Source organism: Cyanobacterium aponinum PCC 10605, assembly GCF_000317675.1.
In the GTDB taxonomy this organism is placed as follows: Bacteria; Cyanobacteriota; Cyanobacteriia; order Cyanobacteriales; family Cyanobacteriaceae; genus PCC-10605.
The window spans coordinates 727,930-748,358 of the sequence record NC_019776.1 but is presented as its reverse complement, the minus strand read 5'-3'; the positions used below and the strand labels follow the sequence as shown (position 1 = coordinate 748,358).

Annotated in this window: 17 protein-coding genes and 1 tRNA gene; 8 read left to right on the top strand and 10 right to left on the bottom strand. The window is 31.9% G+C overall.

The genetic code is table 11. The features are described 5' to 3' along the window. Positions 1 to 49: 49 nt before the first annotated feature. Positions 50 to 1,054, bottom strand: a complete 1,005-nt coding sequence (locus CYAN10605_RS03075; RefSeq protein WP_015218478.1) for an ArsJ-associated glyceraldehyde-3-phosphate dehydrogenase — start codon at positions 1,052 to 1,054, stop codon at positions 50 to 52. 382 nt (positions 1,055 to 1,436) lie between these two features. Between CYAN10605_RS03075 and CYAN10605_RS18770 the strand changes: the two genes are divergently transcribed. The 3 genes from CYAN10605_RS18770 to CYAN10605_RS03065 all read left to right on the top strand — a co-directional run bounded on the left by CYAN10605_RS18770 (position 1,437) and on the right by CYAN10605_RS03065 (position 3,567). After that, the gene (locus CYAN10605_RS18770; protein WP_015218477.1) at positions 1,437 to 1,613 is read left to right on the top strand and encodes a DUF8622 domain-containing protein; all 177 of its coding nucleotides are present in this window, start codon (positions 1,437 to 1,439) and stop codon (positions 1,611 to 1,613) included. A gap of 258 nt (positions 1,614 to 1,871) precedes the next feature. Next, positions 1,872 to 2,165 (top strand): hypothetical protein, encoded by a 294-nt coding sequence (locus CYAN10605_RS19385; protein WP_015218476.1) that lies wholly within the window; start codon positions 1,872 to 1,874, stop codon positions 2,163 to 2,165. Between the two features lie 589 nt (positions 2,166 to 2,754). Then, positions 2,755 to 3,567: a response regulator transcription factor gene (locus tag CYAN10605_RS03065; protein ID WP_015218475.1), complete on the top strand. Its 813-nt coding sequence runs from the start codon at positions 2,755 to 2,757 to the stop codon at positions 3,565 to 3,567. Between the two features lie 13 nt (positions 3,568 to 3,580). Here CYAN10605_RS03065 and CYAN10605_RS03060 read toward each other — a convergent pair whose 3' ends face one another. After that, complete coding sequence (locus CYAN10605_RS03060; protein WP_015218474.1) at positions 3,581 to 4,990, bottom strand: cobyrinic acid a,c-diamide synthase CobB; 1,410 nt, start codon at positions 4,988 to 4,990, stop codon at positions 3,581 to 3,583. 249 nt (positions 4,991 to 5,239) lie between these two features. On the opposite strand from CYAN10605_RS03060, the gene CYAN10605_RS03055 reads away from it, so the two are divergent. Further along, positions 5,240 to 5,821 (top strand): NUDIX hydrolase, encoded by a 582-nt coding sequence (locus CYAN10605_RS03055; protein ID WP_015218473.1) that lies wholly within the window; start codon positions 5,240 to 5,242, stop codon positions 5,819 to 5,821. Positions 5,822 to 5,836: 15 nt separating this feature from the next. Here CYAN10605_RS03055 and menC read toward each other — a convergent pair whose 3' ends face one another. Both menC and CYAN10605_RS03045 read right to left on the bottom strand, forming a co-directional pair. Further along, positions 5,837 to 6,946, bottom strand: coding sequence for an o-succinylbenzoate synthase (gene menC, locus CYAN10605_RS03050; protein ID WP_015218472.1), 1,110 nt, complete (start codon positions 6,944 to 6,946; stop codon positions 5,837 to 5,839). Between the two features lie 72 nt (positions 6,947 to 7,018). Next, complete coding sequence (locus tag CYAN10605_RS03045; protein ID WP_015218471.1) at positions 7,019 to 7,522, bottom strand: DNA-processing protein DprA; 504 nt, start codon at positions 7,520 to 7,522, stop codon at positions 7,019 to 7,021. Positions 7,523 to 7,662: 140 nt separating this feature from the next. On the opposite strand from CYAN10605_RS03045, the gene CYAN10605_RS03040 reads away from it, so the two are divergent. After that, positions 7,663 to 7,736, top strand: a tRNA-Val gene (locus CYAN10605_RS03040). Positions 7,737 to 8,382: 646 nt separating this feature from the next. Here the strand turns inward: CYAN10605_RS03040 and CYAN10605_RS03035 are convergent. From CYAN10605_RS03035 to CYAN10605_RS03015, 5 genes are all read right to left on the bottom strand, one after another. Next, complete coding sequence (locus CYAN10605_RS03035) at positions 8,383 to 11,070, bottom strand: virulence-associated E family protein (RefSeq protein WP_015218470.1); 2,688 nt, start codon at positions 11,068 to 11,070, stop codon at positions 8,383 to 8,385. A gap of 159 nt (positions 11,071 to 11,229) precedes the next feature. Further along, a complete protein-coding gene (locus CYAN10605_RS03030) occupies positions 11,230 to 11,538 on the bottom strand; it encodes a hypothetical protein (RefSeq protein ID WP_015218469.1) in 309 nt (102 codons plus the stop codon). Then, positions 11,539 to 11,811, bottom strand: a complete 273-nt coding sequence (locus tag CYAN10605_RS03025) for a hypothetical protein (protein ID WP_015218468.1) — start codon at positions 11,809 to 11,811, stop codon at positions 11,539 to 11,541. A 293-nt stretch (positions 11,812 to 12,104) separates the two neighbouring features. Then, on the bottom strand, positions 12,105 to 13,280 hold the full coding sequence (locus tag CYAN10605_RS03020) for a tyrosine-type recombinase/integrase (protein WP_015218467.1): 1,176 nt from the start codon (positions 13,278 to 13,280) through the stop codon (positions 12,105 to 12,107). Between the two features lie 268 nt (positions 13,281 to 13,548). After that, a complete protein-coding gene (locus CYAN10605_RS03015) occupies positions 13,549 to 14,913 on the bottom strand; it encodes an NAD(P)/FAD-dependent oxidoreductase (RefSeq protein ID WP_015218466.1) in 1,365 nt (454 codons plus the stop codon). A 467-nt stretch (positions 14,914 to 15,380) separates the two neighbouring features. Between CYAN10605_RS03015 and hemJ the strand changes: the two genes are divergently transcribed. Next, the gene (gene hemJ, locus CYAN10605_RS03010) at positions 15,381 to 15,956 is read left to right on the top strand and encodes a protoporphyrinogen oxidase HemJ (protein WP_015218465.1); all 576 of its coding nucleotides are present in this window, start codon (positions 15,381 to 15,383) and stop codon (positions 15,954 to 15,956) included. A gap of 80 nt (positions 15,957 to 16,036) precedes the next feature. Beyond that, positions 16,037 to 16,507, top strand: a complete 471-nt coding sequence (locus CYAN10605_RS03005) for a hypothetical protein (protein WP_015218464.1) — start codon at positions 16,037 to 16,039, stop codon at positions 16,505 to 16,507. Positions 16,508 to 17,017: 510 nt separating this feature from the next. On the opposite strand, the gene CYAN10605_RS03000 is transcribed toward CYAN10605_RS03005, so the two are convergent. Next, positions 17,018 to 19,177, bottom strand: coding sequence for an EAL domain-containing protein (locus CYAN10605_RS03000; protein ID WP_015218463.1), 2,160 nt, complete (start codon positions 19,175 to 19,177; stop codon positions 17,018 to 17,020). Positions 19,178 to 19,734: 557 nt separating this feature from the next. On the opposite strand from CYAN10605_RS03000, the gene CYAN10605_RS02995 reads away from it, so the two are divergent. Continuing rightward, positions 19,735 to 20,397 (top strand): sigma-70 family RNA polymerase sigma factor, encoded by a 663-nt coding sequence (locus CYAN10605_RS02995; RefSeq protein ID WP_015218462.1) that lies wholly within the window; start codon positions 19,735 to 19,737, stop codon positions 20,395 to 20,397. Positions 20,398 to 20,429: the final 32 nt, after the last annotated feature.

Genomic DNA, 20,429 nt, shown 5'->3' with positions numbered 1-20,429 from the left:
AATCTTAATTCACCTGATACCTGCAACCTGACACCTGACACCTCTTTTTTTAATTGCTGACGGCTATTTTATTAACTAACTCAATGAGACGATTAGAGTAACCCCATTCGTTGTCATACCAAGCTAAAATCTTCACCTGAGTATCATCAATTACCATGGTAGAAAGAGCATCGATAATACTCGATCGCGCATCATCCTTGTAATCTATTGACACTAAAGGACGTTCTTCATAACCTAAAATGCCTTTTAAAGGTGCTGTTTCCGAGGCTTCTTTCAATAGTTGATTAACTTCAGCTACGGTAGTTTTACGATTTACTTCAAAAACACAATCTGTTAAGGAAGCATTTAACATCGGCACTCTGACGGCTATGCCGTTTAATTTTCCTTGTAACTCAGGATAAATAAGTGCGATCGCAGTTGCAGAGCCTGTAGTAGTTGGCACAAGAGATTGTAAACAAGACCTCGCCCTTCTCAAATCTTTATGAGGTGCATCAACAACGGTTTGAGTATTGGTAACATCGTGAATGGTAGTGATAACCCCATGTTTAATTCCTAAACCCTCATGAATGACTTTGACCACAGGAGCTAAACAGTTTGTAGTACAAGAAGCGGCAGTTAAAAGGTGATGTTTTTCAGGATTGTAGAGATGATCATTCACCCCAACTACAACATTAAGGGCATTTTCCTTCACTGGTGCGGCAACAACAACTTTTTTCACACCATTTTCAAAGTAGGGATTAAGGGTGTCTGGGGTACGAAATTTACCTGAACTTTCGATAACCAAATCCACTCCTAAATCTTGCCAAGGTACTTCTTGGGGCGTAGAATAACTGCTGAAAGAAATATATTTACCATCAATACATATTTTTTCATGTTCTATGGTAGGGGATTTATGCCAACGTCCATGCACCGAATCAAATTCCAACAAATGAGCGGCAGTTTCGACACCCCCTTTTAGCTCGTTAATATGTACGAATTCAAGGTTTGGATTTCCCCAACCAGCCCTTAATGCCAATCTGCCAATTCTGCCAAAGCCATTAATACCAATGCGCATATTATTAACCAATCAAATAATATTGTTATATTTTTTTGTAGTTGATAAACTATCAATACTCTTTTTCTTTTGAATATAGATAATTTGAGAGGTTTTTATTGTTCTCTATCTTAACATATTATAAGCTCATATCAAGAAAAATTGATTTAAGAATAGGTTAAGGGTATCGCAAAAATTAAGTTTGGGGTGTAGGAGAAAGAAATGAGCAGAGAGTAGTCAGAAAGGGGGATAAGAGAGAGGGAAATGACTAAATCAGAAATCAGTAGGATAGAATGAAAACTAAAAATTAAAAATTAGGTGTTAGCTATTTTTCATTCTTCATTCTCCCATTGCCTCTTGCCTTGTTTTAGTTCTTATATTTACATTTATTTAACTAGAATGAATGGCTAGAACAAAAAAACTAAAAAGTTGTGATTACTGTCATCAATTAGTTAATCTTCGTTATCGCATTCAATATGATGAGAGTAATAAATGGTACCAAGTTTGTCCTAATTGTTGGAATGTTTTAGCAAAAGACAATCCTTTTTATCGTTATGGAGGCACTTGGAAAGCAAAATAATTTTTGACAACAGATAGAATACATGAGTAAATGTTAATTTTTGATAACAACAATCACCTTACTACTTGATATTTCTGTATCATAATATACAGATTTTGATTTTTTTGTTTGTTGTCAACATAAGATAATTTTTCAGTTATAGCAATTAATTAAAACTTGATGAATTATTTTTCTATTGTTTAAAGTAGTGCTTTCTTAATTCTGATGATTAATTGTTAATAACTGAATGTTATAGGTTACATTGATGGAGAAAAACCTATGTCTGTTCAAGTAAGATCGATTAATTGTTCTGTAGAATTAAATCATCTGGTTACGGGTAAAGAGAAATCCCTTGCTATTCCTGATGATGTTAAGGCAGATAATCTTTTGGGTTGGAATCCTGTTTGTTTAATTACCTATAATCGAGATTCGTGGGTTAAATTAAATCAAGCACCAAATCCCTATGCAGAAGAAGAGGCTTTATTGTTATGTGAAAAAGTTCCTGGTGTTTGGGTAAGTTGGATACCGGGCCATGGTGAAATGTTGTTGGATAAAAGTGAATTTTACTGTTAAATAACTATTATTATTTTGGCTCTATCACTTCTCGTCGTGTAAATTATTGATGTTTGGTAGGCAAGAGGCAATAGGCGACTATTAAATAATAATTTAACCTGAGTTTTGGATAAGCTGAAAGCATTATTTTCTGGTATTCAGAAAACCTTATAGCTTCTTAGAAATAAGGATAAAATTGACTTAACCCGAACTGACTTAAACAAGGGGCTTAAGCCCCTTGCTAAAAACCCCTACCACCCCAAAACCCTAAGTCCCTCATCTCCTCATCACCCTCTCCCCTCATCTCCTCATCGCCCTAACACCTGCAACCTGCAACCTGACATCTAACCTTATCGGATATTTTTAAACCGAACTGAGGTTAACATATAAAGTCTATACTTGACAAATTTCTACTACTAAAGATTTTATGTTCAACTGAGGTGTTGTATAGTCCCACATTATTTGTAGGGGCTTTTTGTTTTGCTAAAAAACTACTTATTATGTTTCTTTGTACTAACGTGCTGATAGAAAATAAGTATTCTATGTAACAGTATCCTGACAATAGATTGATTATGCTTAGTTATCAAATTTAGTTAATGGATGGGTAAAAGTGGTTTGTATAGCAATTATAGAAGGTAATCCTCATTTGCGATCGCTCTTAGGATGGCATTTACAGCAAGTCGGCTATATAATCAACCAGTGTGGAAGTATTCAACAGGCAAAACAAAATTTAGCAAATCAATCACCAACTTTAGTTGTTTTAGATTCAGATTTACCCGACGGCGACGGATTTGAGTTTTGTCAATGGTTATGTCAGTGTCATCAACCTTTAATTCTTATGTTGTCAGCACAAACCACAGAAAAAGATGTTGTGAAAGGATTAAAAGCAGGGGCAGATGATTATCTGAAAAAACCTTTTGGAATGCAAGAGTTTTTAGCCCGAGTCGAATCTTTATTACGTCGTTTTCGGACTAATAACGCTCCTTTAAGTCTTGATTTCGGTGATTTAAAAATAGATTTAGTACAAAGAAGAGTGGAGTTTCGAGGACAATTTATTGATTTAACACCTCAAGAATTTAGTCTTTTATATGTTCTTTCTCAGGCACAGGGAATTCCCCTCAGTCGCTCGGAATTATTGAGAAAAGCATGGCCAGAGGCGATCGAAAATCAAAGAACTATTGACACTCATGTGTTATCATTGAGGAAAAAGATAGAATTAGATCCTCGCCAACCAAATGTAATTCAAACAGTCAGAAATGTGGGTTATCGTTTTAACTTAGAAGCACTGCAAAAACAAAGTTATTATTTACCACCAGAAAATATCACCCCTTCTAATAATAATCATCATTCTCTAAATCATAATAGTCACTATTCTTATAATAATAATGGTCGGGTTTTTCATGATAAGGTAATGAGAAGTTAGCGAAGAAAAACATTTATAATTTACTTTTTGCTCTATTTCGCCAACTTAAACAACCCTGTAAAAATGTTTCTAATTGGGGTATTAATTTGCCAAAATGAAGGTGTAAATAAGAAGCAAAAACATTGTATCTTTGCCATCCTTGATAGGAAATAATTTTCTGACTATAATAGTCTTGAAATTCTAACATGGGAGCAGATAATTTATCTATTTGATAGGGTATCGGTTGAAAACTATCTACTGCTCGATGAAATTCATGACCCATTAATGTTTGATTAATATTGATAAAATCATTGGTAATTAGTGTTTTTACTTGTCTATAGCCGATAGTTAATTTATTGCTCATAACAGTAAAATGAGGTAAAACACCCACCATTTCCCATTTATCTCCTCTAAAATCTTCAATTCCTGCCGATAAATACATCATTCCACCACACTCGGCATAAGTAGGGATACCATTTTCAATTTTCTTTTTAATATTCATCTGAAAGGATTTATTTTCGGATAACTGAAGCGCGAATATTTCAGGAAATCCTCCTCCTAAATAAATACCATCAATATCTGATGGTAAGTTTTTATCTTCTAAAGGACTAACTTCAATTAATTCGATACCTAAATATTTTAATATATCTAAATTATCTTGATAGTAAAAATTAAAACTTTTGTCTTTAGCGATGGCAATTTTGAGGGGATATTTATGATAATTATTCCCTAAAAAATAATCAACTTTTTTCATCGATTTCTCACTATATAAATACTTATTTAATAATTGCCAATTAATATTTTGTTTTGCCAATTCACCTAACTGCTGAAATATCTTTTGATGTTGAGTTACTTCTTCGGTAGGAATTAAACCTAAGTGTCTTGATGGTAACTCGATTTTTTGATGTTTAAACCATACCCCCATGATGGGAATATTTAGTTTTTCTAGTCCTATTCTTAATAAAGATAAATGTTTTTCACTAGCAACTTTATTTAGAATTACCCCTACTATTTTTACTTCTCGATCAAAATTTATATATCCAGATGCGATCGCACTTATACTTGAACTTATTTTACTACAATCAAGAGTTAAAATTACAGATAAATTTAATAGTTTAGCAATATAGGCTGTGCTACCATAGTGGGCATTCTGAGAGTTAGGTACTCCATCAAATAAACCCATTACGCCTTCGACAATGGCAATATCTTTGTCCTGAGTATAATAATCAAAGCACCATTTAACATAGTCTGGGGAGGTTAAAATTGGGTCGAGATTACGACACCCATTACCAGTAATTGCAGTGTGAAACATAGGATCAATATAATCAGGACCCACTTTAAAAGATTGTATAGATTTCCCTAGACGAGTTAACCATGATAATAACGCTAAAGTAATTGTCGTTTTGCCAACTCCACTTCTTTCACCAGCAATGATTATTCCCATAACAATATTCTAATAATATTAAATAAATTTTAATGAATCTTAAACAATTGTTTTTGATTTTAAATTTTCCTGAAAATTCCTTCAAGCGTTATTTTAAATAATTATTCTTAATCCTAGTATTTACATAAAAAGATGGTCAAATTTTATATTTTTTTAGTTTTTATTACTATCATAAGTTTTATAATTACTCTAAAATAATTAATATTAAATAACTGTCTTTATTCTATCAGCACAAGAATCCCTATTACTATGAATGATAACTTAAAAATAGATAATTTAGATGACTTAAATAGTGTTTTAAAAACAAATAATATTGACATCAATCAATGGAATCATCAACAAGGAAACAAAACTATTGAAGAATTATATCAGGAAATAAAAGAAGGAGAATCACAATTAAAATTAATTCAAGGAAAGCTAGTTAGACTGATGAAAGTAAGTGCGATCGAAGTTATTTTTAATTTAGGAAATAATTATTTTCAACTGATTGAAGATAAGCAAATATTTTTGACTGGAATAGTAAGAAGAAGAGAACAAAATTTCATCACAGAAAAAATAAAAGGAGGAGAAAATTCTCTCCAAGGTGCATATAGAGGTTTAGAAGAAGAAATAGGATTAAAAACTGAGAAAAAATTAAATCTTATGAGGGAAACAGTGTGGGAAAAAATATCTCCTAGTTATCCAAATTTAATGACTTTTTATAAAGTCTTTAATTACCGTATCATTTTGGGAGAAGAAGAGTTAAAACAGATACGATTTTCTGAGTATAGAGAACAAGAAAAAATTATTAGTTTATTTACTCTAACCCCCACTAAATTTTTATCAAAATAGATTTTTCAATAACTTTTAACGATAAGTATCACAAGTCTGTACAAATTTATTAAAACTTTCTTGATTGATGTCAACCCCGATACCAAATCCTTGGGGTACATCAATAGTAGAATCAGAACTGTTAAGAGAGAAAACCTGATGAATTATATCTTCATAGAAATAGCGGTTAGTAGCTGAAATATCAGCAGGAAGGGTAAAATTACTAAGACTGGCTAAATGTAAGTTTGTTGCCCTACCAATGCCTGATTCTAGCATACCTCCACACCATAATTTAATTCCTGCTTTCTGACATAGATCATGAATTTGTAAAGCATTACTAATACCTCCCACTCTTGAGGGTTTAAGATTAATTATCTTCCCCGCTTGAAGTGCGATCGCAACTCGTGTATCATGTAAATTATTAATACTTTCATCTAGGCAGATAGGGGTTTTAATTAAAGTTTGTAAATAAGCATGATCTAATAAATCATCGTGAGCTAAAGGTTGTTCAATCATCAACAAATCGAACTCATCTAAGGCTTTGAGCAAATCTATATCATTAAGAGAAAAAGACGAATTAGCATCCGCCATTAACGTCAAATAAGGATATTTTTCCCGAATAGTTTTTAAAGGTTGTATGGCATAATTAGGGGCGATTTTTAACTTAATTCTTTGATAACCTTGTTGAATATAATCTTCTATGCGTTGTAATAAGTAAATCAAATTATCTTGCATTGAAACACTAACCCCCACCTGAATCCGCTTTTTCTCTCCCCCCAAAAATTGAGATAGCGACACAGAATTAACCCTCGCTAATAAATCGCAAATAGCGGCATCTAAACAAGATTTAGCCATATTGTGACCACGAACACGAGAAAATACTTTATTCAGTGCCACAAGAGAATCAATACTTTTGCCGAGGAGTTGAGGAATAAGAAAGTCTTTAAGAATATGAGATGCTGTGGCAATTGTCTCATAAGTGTAATAAGGAATGGGAAATACAGGACATTCTCCCCAACCAATTATTCCTTCACTTTTAACCGCAACAATTAGACAATCATGATTACACAATTCACCATTACTAAATTGAAAAGGACGAATAAAAGGAATTGATAATTGATAAAGTTGTATTTCTTCTATCTTCATAAACAAGCCCATACAGCTTGAGACAAGACAAAAAATTGTCTTGAGCCTCTTGCTTTATAACCATTAACCCCCTTAGTCAAAATAAAATCGAGTCACAACTTTTCGTTGTTCGTCTGCTTCTTTACAAGTTTGAATGAGAGTGTGACTATCATGAAAAGCAAAGCATATTAATTGTTGACAGCGAGAGATAATATCTCGATTGCAAATAGCACTAGCTTCTCCTAAAGAAAGATTATCATAGTCAGGATTTTCTACAAGATGAATTACTTGTTTTAACTGTTCTTGAGATTCTTTAGGTTGACGAGCTAGACTTTGGGGTAGAATAACAGTGAGCAGATTAGGATCAGCACGCATTGCCCCTTTTATAGCTGCGGAATTAGTACCAGCCGCCCCAGAGGTAATGATTCTGTTTCCTTCTAGCACGAGGGCATAACTCATCATTTCGATTAAATGTTGATGAGTAATTGGCACATGACGAGAACCTAAAAGGGCTATTTTTTTTGAGCCAGTTTGCTGGATAGCCGCTAATTCTTGTGCCAGAGTATCAAGTTTTGGAATTTCTAGTGATTGACTCAAAGACTGTTAATTGATCTTTAAATTTTCCTTGTTATTCTAACAAATGATTGTGCTTAATCCTAATATTCTACGGATAATTTCCTTTTTTCCTTTTTTTACTTGCATTATCTATAGTTCCTGAGTATAATGTTATATTGCTAGGACGTATAGCTCAGTTGGTTAGAGTACATCGTTGACATCGATGGGGTCACTGGTTCGAATCCAGTTACGTCCATTTCTTTAAACCTAGTCTATATCTTCATTTCAGACTTTTTTATTCTGAGTTTTTGTTCTATTTATTTGATTTTATGAGAAAAGTGGATCATTTTTGGATCATTTTCGGAGAATTATCTAGGATAGATTGTTTTTGTAACAAATAATAACTATTTAATCTGGATCAATTCTGGATCAATCTTTAAAAATTTATACTAGGAGGTTTTCCATGTAACCAACTCTTAAAGGTTTGGAAGCTCTCTTAGACGTTTTAAGGCTATCAAACTAAATGCAACCCTATGAGGATTGAACAAGAGGGATAAGACCCAAATAAGAGCAAAATATCATCGGCACATCATGGTACATACCATGATGAAAAACTACTATTTTCTTCTCTTGAATTATGGTTGTGTCAGAATGCACCTTGTTGTTCAGTTAGTGTTGCGGACGTGCTTAGGATCTCCGCGCGACCAAAGCGAACCCAAAACACACTGAAAATAAGGGTTTTAGTGTTACAAGATTTTTCACCAAAAATCGGTTTGGTTTGGATGACCGATAATTGATCCGCCCTTTAAAGGGCGGATCGACTAACCTGACACCAAAGGAACACTTAAAACCTAGTCAGAATAAAAGTTTTGAGTATTTGTTCACTTCAGTTTAGATTGGCTTTATTTTTGCTTTTGCCATAAATCCTCTTGTAGCTTCATAAAGAGTTCAGCTATTTGCTCATCAGATAAATCAAAAAAGTTATTTATCTGGTTTTTATATAGATTATTTACATAATTCAACCTCTGTTCCTTGCTGTTATAACCTAGCTGAATAAACAAGCTATTTATCTCTCTTTTTGCATCTTTAAAATCTAACTCATTCGCTTCTTCATTTTCGCTTTTTATTTGACAATTATTAGTATCTTTTTTACTTAGTTGATTTTTTGCTTCATTAGTTTTAGATGTATCATTTGATTCGCTTTTTTCTTTTTTTGTGTCTAATTTTTGTAAAAGATCAGAAAAAGGTTGGTATGGTATAGGAGGTTGGTATATCCCTTTATTATCAATGGTTTCAAGGCTACCAACCTTATCATTGAGGTTGGTATATTCTTTATTTGAGGTTGGTAGGTTGCTATTTTTTTCAAAATTATTCACTTTTTCATTTATACCAACCTCATTGAGGTTGGTAGGAGGTTGGTAGGTCTGAAAGTCTTGCTCTATATGAGTTATACCAACCATACCAACCATACCAACCTTTTCTTCAAACTTTGCAAAAAACCACTTATTATATTTTTTACCATCAATATATTTCTGTTTTTTGAACCATGATTTAGAGGTTAAAATTTTGCTCATTCTCATTTCATCTGATCTTTTAATTTGACTTTCCTCAAAACCAAGATGATTAATTAATATTTCTCTAATTGTTATTCCTAAATCTTCAAAACCTGATAGATAATTATCAAGATCTACACTATCCCAAGAATCAGTATGTAAGTATTGTTTATTTAACTCCTCGCTATATTTCTGAGATTCATAGCTCAAATGCCAAAACTCACCTTCAAAAAATGCTTTTTTTGCTTGAGACCAAATTACATCACGAAACTTCGATACTTTTTCTAAGTCAATTTGAGTTTTAACAGGAATAACCCAAAATCTTCTGTTTCCCGTTGCATCTACTAAAAACTCACATTCATTAACAGATCCAACAATTATTGATTGACGTTTTATTGTACGACTAGATCTAGCATAAGGTTCACGAAAAGTATCTACAGATTTACTGAGAAATGCTTTTAGTTCACCACTTGCTTTTTTACTGGTTATGGTTTCAAACTCAGCTAATTCAGCACACCAATGTTGATGAAGAATTAGCAAATTATCCTTATCAGTACCTGTTACTGAATCAGTAAAAAAATTATCCCCATAAAGAACTTTAAAAAAGCTACTTTTTCCAATTCCTTGACTACCTTGAAGAATTAGAGCTGTATCTAATTTACAACCAGATTTATAAACTCTTGCCACACTACCAATTAGGTGTCTGAATAGCATTTCATCATGGAGTTTATCTGTTGTTCCAAATACAAAACTAGATAAATTTCTGATGTCTATTTCTTCTGATTCTTCATTGCAGTTATCAAGGTAATTTTTGACAGGATGATAACTATTTCTTTTGGCAATCATTACCGCTAAATCATAAGCGATTTGCTTACTTATTTTTATTCCATGATCTTCATGAATTTTTAAATAAAGGTCATCCAAAAATGCTTCTTCATCATCAAGTTCAACACATTTTTTTAGTTCATTAAATTTGAGTCTTGATGAGTATTGATTTATTAATATTTCTCTTGTTTCAGCAATATTATCTAATTTGGCTACTCTTTTATTATTGGTATTAACTTCCTTTTTAGTTTCACTTGTTACAGTGAACTTTGTATTCTTTTTATTAGAGCTATAATTGCATAATTTTATCCAATCTTGTTTAGTGATAAATCCTAACTCTATTAATTGATAATAAATCGTACCTAAGTTAAAATTTCCATTAGTTGATTTAATTATCTGTTCCCAATTATATCCATCATTAAAAGTTGATTCTTGCCCAAATTTTAAAGCTAAATCTTCTCCATATAGATTTTTAATTGCTCCAAATAACTCACGATAATTCTGGTAAGTATTCGTACCCTTTTGATGTGGTTTTATGTGTTCGTATAAAAAGTCAATTATTTTATGATCTGGTATTTGAGTAAGGGTATATTCTTTTATATCTTTTGGTAATTTATGAGGAATAGAATCTCTTAGATATTGATAACTATATTTTTCTCCAGAAAGTAAATTAAACTCAGATTTATTATTTTGTTTAATCTCATTATCAACTACTGAATAATGATAAAATTCTGGTAATCTCATGATTCTTGATGGATCTTTTATTGCTGGATCTGAACCTAAAAAATCAATCAAATCTTTAATTAATTCTTGCCATTGTGCGATCGGTACAGGTTCATCAAATACCCAATAAAAATGAACTGATTTACCACCAGATTTAATATAAAAAGTTGGTACGGGTAAGCCTTCAGTTTTAGTTATTACTCTAAATTGTTCTGATTCTGACAAGTTATCAAATTCACAAAATAAAGCCTTAGCATGGGTAACGTCTTTTGCTTTTCTGCCGCCGCCATTGACAACAAAGTAAACCCCATAACCTTCATCTTGAGTTATTTGGTTTTCTTTGATCGGATAAGCTAATGTCTTTAATACTGGTGGAAATTTATCCTTGAGTGTGCGATCGCAATAAAGATTTCTGATAAAAACTTTTTCACCTTCAGAATATCCAAGTATAGATAAACACTGGTTTGTATAGTCAATTGATGGTATCATAACAACATATTAAATTTTATAAAGTGTTTAATAATTCACTGCTTACAACAGTGAAACGGGTTTTGGTAAGGTGTACCCGTCAAAACACCTTTTTGTGTTTTTTAACCTATCCTTTCAGGTAATTACTGAAAGGATTTTTATATTGTACATTAACAATGGTCATCCACTACTGTTATCATAGTTTTTCTCAACAAGATCAATAATTTCTTTTAGTGTTACAAAAGGTTCTTCTTTATTCTCAAGATAAGGAATTGAACGTCCATATACCAAAAACGGCTTAATTTTTTCTACTATTTCTCTTAATTCTGATGAAAATATATCCTTTTTACTAATAAGAAAACCTGCTAATAATAAAGCTACAACCTCACTTGTAGGAATGTTATATTCATTAGCAAAAAGTGTTAATGCTTTATTGAGATTAGGTTCAAAATATATACTTTTTCTGATTTTACGTCTTTTTTCGCTCATTTATTTATCTCCATTAATTAACTCTTTTAAATCTTTGATTAATTGACTTGCAGAATTATTTTTATAGCCTTTTTCTTTATTATCAATCTTGACAATGATTTCTTTGAGTTTCACTGTAACAAGTGAATTATCAGCATTTTGATTGTTGTCTAAACTATGAGCATAAGCTAATATTTTACTTTCTAATATTTCAGGTATTCTAATTAACTTAGTAGGTGTATTTTTCCATTTACTTTTAAATGGTGTTAGATTATTTAATTTATAATTGTGCATGGGTGCAATAATCACTGTAACAAGTGACTTTTCATTATTATTGACGATTAGATTATAACATAATTAATAGCTATCTTTTCACTGTAACAAGTGAGATTAAGGTATTATGTTTACTTTGTAGGTTTTAATCTTAAAATTATTGCTGTGATTAACTCTTAATATATATACGCTTATTTGCAATGTTTACAGTATAGGCTTTATGATTAATCCTTAAGGTAATGTAGTGTGAAATTTAAGCCTTATAGGTATCTTAAATTGAATGTTTCATTTTAGATAAAAATAACTATTTGCATCTAAAATAATTCAGGTAATTCTAAAGAATCATCTACTGCTAAATAATTTTTTATGAGAGTAGGAACAGAGTTACCAACAATATTCGCAATAGTTTGTAAATCAGCTTTACCAGATCTACACAGATGAGTAATAAAAGTATGTCGAACATCATAAAAGGTTAAATATTCTTTAACTAAACCCTCATTAACTAACTTTAAAATTAATGGTTTCCAGATTCTTGTACTAAAGTTTTTCCTATCAATATAGGTTTTGTTAATACTAGGAAAAAGCAAATTATTAGGATTATCAATTTTAGGGATAGAATCTATTAAATCTTTTAATTGATCATTAACTGGAAACATTCTAATATCGACACCATTTTTAGTTCCTAAAATAATTTCATTGCTAACATAACGTTTATTAATTCTTAACCAAGTTTTTTTATGTTTCTCAAAAATATCATTCCAAGTAACAGCAATAGCTTCACTAGGTCTAGTTCCTGTTAAAAACCTAAACGCAACAAAATTATAATAATAGCTATAGTTATATAATGCCTTTTCTGGTAAATACTTATCATTTTTAAACACATCTAATATAGTAATAACCTCATTTTTAGTAAATGATTTAATAGTTTTTTTCTTATTTACTTCTAAAGATTCAATTATCTTCAATATAGGATTATCACCTCTAAATTTACCAAAAGAAATAGATAAACCAATACTTGCTGATAAGTCTTGTAAAATTCTTTTTACAGTAGTTTTAGCATATTTATTTAAAAGTAAAATTACATAATTTGGTATTTGATCAACGGTTAAATTATCATCTAAAGTTTTATCTATTTTTGACCAGTTATTTTTTTGGGTATTAGTGGCTATTTCTTCTTTCTTTAATTCCTTATAAAATTCCCAAATTTCTCTGATAGTAATTTCTTTTTGTCCAAAATCATGCTTAATAAGTTTTGGCTTTAGTTGATATTTTTCTTTAGTTTCATCATATTTCTGGTAAAGGTAAATATCATTATGAATTTCTGTTGCTTTTGCGATCGCAATTTGTTGGTTTTGGGGATCAAAATAATTAAGAGGATAGCTAATAATTTCTCGCTTACCCTTATATGTATAAAGTAAACGAATTAAGCCACTTCTATTTTGAATAGTGACTTTGATTCCATGAGGACGAAAACTTTTATCAGGGATCATAGAAATGATATTTAACTAAAAATAGAAATCCAGATTTCTAACACTGGATCATTTTTGGATCACTTTTGCCAATAAAAAAGGAATAAAAAAAACCAAAAATTAAGAATCTAAGACTTAATAATAGCATTTATTCTCATTGACATCGATGGGGTCACTGGTTCGAATCCAGTTACGTCCATTTTTAAAATTCATGTACACTTGTTTAAATGTACAGTAAATATTGAAAGGGGATAAGAGTAAATTTACTCCCATCCTGCTTTGATTTCAACTAACTTTTGATTAATTCTTTTTCCGAATTAGAGACAGAGTTACCATGATTAAAAGATTGAGAAACAAGATTTTTCTCGCTGATTTCCCCTGTGATTAAACGAGCGCCTCTACCACGGGTAAAGTAATTCCATCCCCATTGCAGCATTACCAAAAGTTTATTGTCAAATTCAATCAGGTAATAAATATGAGCAAATACCCACACAAGCCATGCAGAAATACCAGATAATTTCACAAAACCTAAGTTAGCAACCGCATGATTATTACCGATGACTGCCAAACTACCTTTATCCACATAGCTAAAAGATTCTATTTGCCTTCCTTTTTCTTTAGCCACAATTAATCCGGCTACATACCTACCTTCTTCCATTGCTACGGGGGCAATACCGGGCAGAGGTTTATTGTCTTGATGAGCAAAATGGGCTAAGTCTCCCACCACGAAAATATTGGGATGATTTTTGATACTTAAATCAGGTTCTACCATTATTCTACCAGCTCGATCGGTCTCGGCTGAAGTGCGATCGGCAATTATCTCGGATAAACCAGATGCCTTAACTCCTGCCGCCCATAAAATAGTTCTAGCTTTGATGGTTTCTTCTTGTTCTCCATGACGAATATTCAGGGTATTTTTATCAATATTTGTTACCATACGGTTGGTTAATACCTCAACCCCCAATTCCTCTAAAGAGGCTTGAGCTTTTGCAGATAAATCTTCGGGATAGGGAGGTAATACTCGATTCATCCCTTCAATTAAGACAATCCTTGCTTTTGTTGTGTCAATTTCTTTGAAATCCTTTTTGATACTTTTATGAGCAATTTCTGCGATCGCACCTGCCAACTCAACCCCCGTAGGGCCTCCACCGACAATAGCAAAAGTTAACCATTCCTGTTTTTCTTGAGGAGAAGATAATTTTTCAGCTTCTTCAAAAGCGAGGAAGATTCTACGACGAATATCAAGGGCATTTTCAATACTCTTTAAACCGGGGGCATCTTGTTCCCAATGATCATTTCCGAAATAGTGATGACTAACTCCAGTACCAATGACTAAATAATCATAATTTACCACCCCTTCCCTCATAATTACCTGTTTTTGCTCAGGATTAATGTCAACCACTTCATCTAGTACGACATGAGTATTCTTATTTCTCCCCACAATTAAACGTAAAGGAGAACAAATTTCTGCAGGAGATAAACTACCCGTTGCCACTTGATAAAGGAGAGGTTGAAAAAGGTGAAAATTACGCTTGTCAATCAGAGTTACTTTTACGGGGGCATTACCTAATTCCTTGGCGGCATACAATCCAGCAAATCCACCGCCCACAATTACCACATGGGGTAAGGATGATCTTTTTTCTAAATTAGACATGACTACTATTAATTTTTGTAAACGAATGTTAAATATTACTATGTTGATGAGATTTTTTCCAGCTTATCTAACTTTTTTCGATTATTCAGTGATTAACCATACAAATAAATAACCTCAGTTTGGTTTAACAATATTGGATGAGGGTAGGTGTCAGATTTCAGGTTGCAGGTGTTAGGGTGATGAGGAGATGAGGGGAGAGGATGAGAGGGGGAAGTAGGGGCTTAGGGTTTTGGGGTGGTAGGGGTTGAATATATTTAACGTCAGTTGCCCTTCTCCCCTTAAAAGGGGAGACACAGAGGGGTTTGCCCATTGCCTTTTTCTCTTATTCTTCAGCTTTCCCAGTCCATTTTTAGCCAGACGCAAGATCCGAGTAAAATACAAAATGAAACTCGTGATATTGAACTCACAGAGAATTAACCAAATTAACCTTAAAATAAATTAGGTATTCACAAACTTTACTTAAAATTATGGCTTATTATTGGTTTAAAGCATTTCACATCATCGGTATAGTTGTATGGTTTGCAGGACTATTTTACTTAGTGCGCTTATTTGTTTATCATGCAGAAGCTCAAGAAAAACCTGAACCAGCCCAATCTATCCTCAAAAAACAATATGAGTTGATGGAAAAAAGGCTCTACAATATCATCACCACCCCCGGTATGGTTGTTACTGTGGCAATGGCTATAGGTTTAATTTCCACTGAACCAGAAATTCTTAAATCAGGATGGTTACACATAAAATTGCTTTTTGTTGCTTTATTGCTTATTTATCATTTCTGGTGCGGTAGGATTATGAAACAGTTAGAAAAAGGTGAAAATAACTGGAATGGACAGAAATTTAGAGCGTTAAATGAAGCTCCTACTTTATTATTAGTAGTAATTGTGTTGTTGGCTATCTTTAAAAATAATTTACCTTTAGATATTACCACCTGGCTAATTGTTGGTTTAGTGGTTTTTATGGCGGCAAGTATTCAATATTATGCGAAGATTCGCCGTCAGAATGAAGAAAAATTAAATCAATCAGAAAATTTAGTTAATAGTTAATCAAATTAAAAATTTTTAATTCTTAATATTTTTTTAGGTTAGAATACTAGCGATATTTAATGATTTTTTTATGGAAAATTATGTGGAAAACCCTTGTATATTCCTCTTTATTAATCGCTAGTGCTAACTTAAGTTTATTGCCCTATTCAGTGCAAGCCCAGACAGAAACCAATAATCCCCCAGCTTCAACTTATCAACCCGGTTTTTGGCAACCTGTCGCTAGAGTTAATACTGAAAAGCCCATTAGTTTAAAAATTATTAACGAAACGGGAATTGCCCTCGACTATTCTTTTACAGACGAAACCCTAACCCCCACTGTTTTAAGAGCAGACGATAATGTTACAATCAAGAGCCTTAACCCAGAAGATTCAATATATTTAGTTATTTACCCCGATTTGAATATTCCTAATGCCTCTCGTATTAACCTTCAATACTTAGTGGAGGTAACCGAAAATAATATGATTAACTTAACAGTGAAACAGATAGAAGATGTTGGTAAGGGTAATCGCACTTTCAACTTACAACCAACAGGAGCAATTTTTCTCTATTAAATTTACCAAAAAATTGGGTTTAAAGCCTCGCCCTTCTAGGGCGACTTTGATTGAGGTTAGAAAATAGGGAATAAAGAAAGAATGGGTATTCTTGCAATAGTGATAATATTTTGATTTCCCAACTTTTGGCATAATTTTATTACATTAGACATCTCCAATAATAGACATTTTAAGGGCTTCAGCCCTTACTACGAGCCAACGAAAAATAATTTATGGAGAGGTCTATTTCATACCATGATTAAACAACCTAGGAGAGCAAATTGAATATATTTTTAACTTCAGTTCGAGTTAAGGCAATTTTATTCTTATTTTTAAGAAGCTATAAGGTTTTCTGACTAGGAGAAAATAATGCTTTCAGCTTATCCAAAACTCATGTGAAATCAGGTACACTCAAAATCCAATTTAAAGGCTTGAAGTAAGACTTGAGTCATATGATTAGTAACAGTTACGCACGGTTTTAAAGGGAGGGGGAGAGATGACTCTCGAACCTTACCCGCTCTCAACCCTTATTTAGTATTCTAAAATAGCCATGATTTCTTCAAAAGGCAACGCTTTAGTAAATAGGTATCCTTGGGCATACTGACAATCTAGCTCTAAAACAATAATCCACTGTATTTCATTTTCAATACCTTCGACAATTACTTCCATATTAAGTCCTTTTGCCATAGTAGAAATTGCTGAAACAATGGCTTTGTCTTGATAGTTATCTTTGATGTTTTTGACAAAGTCTTGAGATATTTTTAGATAGTGAAAGGGAAATTTTTTAATACTTGTAAAAAGTGTATCCTGATGACCGAAATCATCTAATGCTATTTTTAAACCTAAAGATAATAGTTTTTTTAAAATTGCTTTTCCTTCTGGATTTTCTAACCAAATATTGTCTCTAATTTCTATGATTAGATTATGAGTATAGGCAATATTATCTTCTATTATTTTGATAAATCTTTGACTATGTTTTTGGTCTTCAATTAGTTTACGAGAAATATTCATTGCAATGGGAATATCCCTAAAAACACTTTCTGAATATGAGCGTTTTTTGGCAATAATATCTTCTATCATCCATATAGTTATGTCATTAATAATCTTTTGGTTTTCGGCAATACTTAAAAATTCATCGGGGGATAATATACCTTTGGTGGGGTGTTGCCAACGCAATAAACTTTCTAATGCAATAATTTGATGTTCTCTGTTAACTATTGGTTGATAATAGATGATAAATTCCTGATTCTGTAGTGCCTTATTAAGGTGATTACTGAGTAAGGAAAAAACCTGATTATCAAAGTTAATTTTTGCACTGAAAAAAGCATAAGTATTAGAGCCGAGTTTTTTACTATTACTTAAGGCTTGATCTGCTTTTCTAATTAAATCTGATGAATTATCTGCATCATAAGGATAAACTGAAATACCAATATTAATTTTTAATTCTGTTTTAATATTTTGATTTTCAAAAGGGGTTTTTAACGAGTCTATTACTCTTTGCGAAATTAAACCAATTTGATTATTTTCTTGTATATTTGATAGTAAGATGATGAATTGATAATTTTTCCAATATGCGATCGTATCTCCTACCCTAAACAACTTACTTAATTTATCAGCACAATAAATATAAATATTCTGCTCTTTTTGAGGAGTTAATGTTTCTTTTCCTAAATCTATTTGGTCTAGTTCAATCAACATAACAGCTAGATTTTGCTGTATTCTTTGATGTCTAGGAATACTTGTTTGCAGAGTTTTAATGAAAAATCTATAATTAGGAAGTTTGGTTTTTAAATCATAATCAAGAAGTTTTTTAATACTATCTTGTTGTTTTTTTCTGCTAGTTATATTTAGAAGATATGTTCTGATAATTTTTTGGTCTTTGATATAGTGAACATACTGCTCAAAATATGTTGTATCAATTTTTATTTCTCTTTTAAATAAATCTGTTTCTAAATTTTCAGGAATAGCTAGAATGTCTTTAAAAATAAGATGATTTTTATTTTCTGTTAAGAGAGTGGGGAAGTTAATTTTTGCGGAGTTATTAAGAAAGTTTATTTTACCTGTGGTGTCAATTTCAATAATGGGATAAGGAGAAAGATTAACAATAGAAGCAAATTTTAAAAGTTGATCAATACCACTACTAATAGTTGAGTTTTTTATTATTTTTGTTTTTTCATCTTCATCATTAGCAACTGTATCTATTACCAAGTTCTTTTGTTCTAAAATAGTGGTTTTTTGCTTCTCAAATTTTCCCTCATGATCAATAAAATAATTAAAAATTACTTCAGAGCCAATATTAATAATATCTCCATGTTTTAGTTTTGCCCTTGATACCTTTTTCCCGTTAATATTTAAGCCATTATTGCTTTTTTTCCCTTCAACACTACCGTCTATTACTTCATAATATATTTCGTGGGTTTCGGGATGAGAAAACTTTTTTAGGTGCGCATGAAAACGGGATACTTCTAGGGATGATAATTGAATATTATTTTTATCACTTCTGCCAATGGTAAGGATATTTTCTTCTAGGAGAAAGGTTTTAATTAATTTTTGAATAGACGTGCTTTCTTCTAGTATTAAATAATGATTTATTAAACTTTCGGAAATATATTTATTGAGATCTTCTAGTGTTTCTAATTCTATTTCAGAAATCACTATTTTATTTTCGTTGTTGTCAACATTATCATTCATAGATAAAAATATTAACTTATATTATTTTCATAAAATATACCAATCAGCAATCATTTATAAGAAATTGTATAAGCATAAAAACACTGAAATTGCATTGTAATAACAATTCCAAATTTTGACTCAGCGAATTCTCCCGATAAAGTGATTTTCTTATTTTTGTGGTTGCTTGATTGCAGTGCAAAGAACTACGGAAATATAAAAAAATATTGTTGCCACTACAATAGTGTTTATTCCTCATCCTCGGTCTAAATTAAAAATCATGGTTTAATTCACCAACCACCTTATTTTCAATATGAGTGACTGATGAGTCAATATAAAAAAAATAGAACCATCAAACCTAAAGCCCACAATCATGAGAGTTGAAAATTAATTGTTCAACCTCTAAAACTTGCCCTTACCCGATATTCTTACTGAAAAACTGAGGTGAGGTTATATTGATAACTTAATTATAAAAAAAATCTTAGCAAATAAATTGGCAAAGGGAACATAGACAAGCCAAAGATAGTCAAGGAAAATATAACTGTGGTTAAAACTGCATAGAATATATAGAATATATTATGGTTTTATCTATATCCCTATCTTGGTCTAATTTATCGATTCCATTTCCACAACAAAGAGTGAAAATAGAGCAATTATCAAATACTGATTTAATTTTGCGTTGTCAGGAGGGTAAACAGCCTGATAGGGTGGCCTTTGCGGAATTATTGCGCCGCTATCAGGGCTATGTGGATAAAATCCTTTATAATTTAGCTCCTGATTGGCAAGATAGAGGGGATTTGGCTCAGGAAATCTGGATTAAGGTTTATCGTAAAATTAATACTTTACAAGATCCTACTAAATTTAAGGGGTGGTTAGGCAGAATTACAACGAACTTATTTTATGATCAGTTACGTAAGAAAAAGCGTTTTGCTACTCCTATTTCTCTTGATGCCTCTATTACTACCGATGATGATGAATTCTCTTGGGAATTGCCCTCGGATTTGCCTTTACCTGAAGAGAATCTCACCACCGTGGAATTTTACGCTCAATTAAGAGATGCGATCGCATCTTTACCAGATACTTTTAGAACAACCATTGTGTTGAGAGAGATACAGGGCTTAAGTTATGAAGAGATAGCAGAAATTACCCAAGTTTCTCTGGGTACGGTAAAATCGAGAATAGCAAGAGCTAGAAATAGACTGCAATTACTCCTAAAACCCTATTTAGACAATCAAGTATAATAGTTAATTCCTCACCAAAAACTGGAGATAGA

Bases quoted from the DNA above. Each gene is read 5' to 3' on its own strand.
- CYAN10605_RS03075 (WP_015218478.1), bottom strand. From the start codon at position 1,054: ATGCGCATTGGTATTAATGGCTTTGGCAGAATTGGCAGATTGGCATTA.
- CYAN10605_RS18770 (WP_015218477.1), top strand. From the start codon at position 1,437: ATGGCTAGAACAAAAAAACTAAAAAGTTGTGATTACTGTCATCAATTA.
- CYAN10605_RS19385 (WP_015218476.1), top strand. From the start codon at position 1,872: ATGTCTGTTCAAGTAAGATCGATTAATTGTTCTGTAGAATTAAATCAT.
- CYAN10605_RS03060 (WP_015218474.1), bottom strand. From the start codon at position 4,990: ATGGGAATAATCATTGCTGGTGAAAGAAGTGGAGTTGGCAAAACGACA.
- CYAN10605_RS03055 (WP_015218473.1), top strand. From the start codon at position 5,240: ATGAATGATAACTTAAAAATAGATAATTTAGATGACTTAAATAGTGTT.
- menC (WP_015218472.1), bottom strand. From the start codon at position 6,946: ATGAAGATAGAAGAAATACAACTTTATCAATTATCAATTCCTTTTATT.
- CYAN10605_RS03035 (WP_015218470.1), bottom strand. From the start codon at position 11,070: ATGATACCATCAATTGACTATACAAACCAGTGTTTATCTATACTTGGA.
- CYAN10605_RS03030 (WP_015218469.1), bottom strand. From the start codon at position 11,538: ATGAGCGAAAAAAGACGTAAAATCAGAAAAAGTATATATTTTGAACCT.
- CYAN10605_RS03025 (WP_015218468.1), bottom strand. From the start codon at position 11,811: ATGCACAATTATAAATTAAATAATCTAACACCATTTAAAAGTAAATGG.
- CYAN10605_RS03020 (WP_015218467.1), bottom strand. From the start codon at position 13,280: ATGATCCCTGATAAAAGTTTTCGTCCTCATGGAATCAAAGTCACTATT.
- CYAN10605_RS03015 (WP_015218466.1), bottom strand. From the start codon at position 14,913: ATGTCTAATTTAGAAAAAAGATCATCCTTACCCCATGTGGTAATTGTG.
- hemJ (WP_015218465.1), top strand. From the start codon at position 15,381: ATGGCTTATTATTGGTTTAAAGCATTTCACATCATCGGTATAGTTGTA.
- CYAN10605_RS03005 (WP_015218464.1), top strand. From the start codon at position 16,037: ATGTGGAAAACCCTTGTATATTCCTCTTTATTAATCGCTAGTGCTAAC.
- CYAN10605_RS03000 (WP_015218463.1), bottom strand. From the start codon at position 19,177: ATGAATGATAATGTTGACAACAACGAAAATAAAATAGTGATTTCTGAA.
- CYAN10605_RS02995 (WP_015218462.1), top strand. From the start codon at position 19,735: ATGGTTTTATCTATATCCCTATCTTGGTCTAATTTATCGATTCCATTT.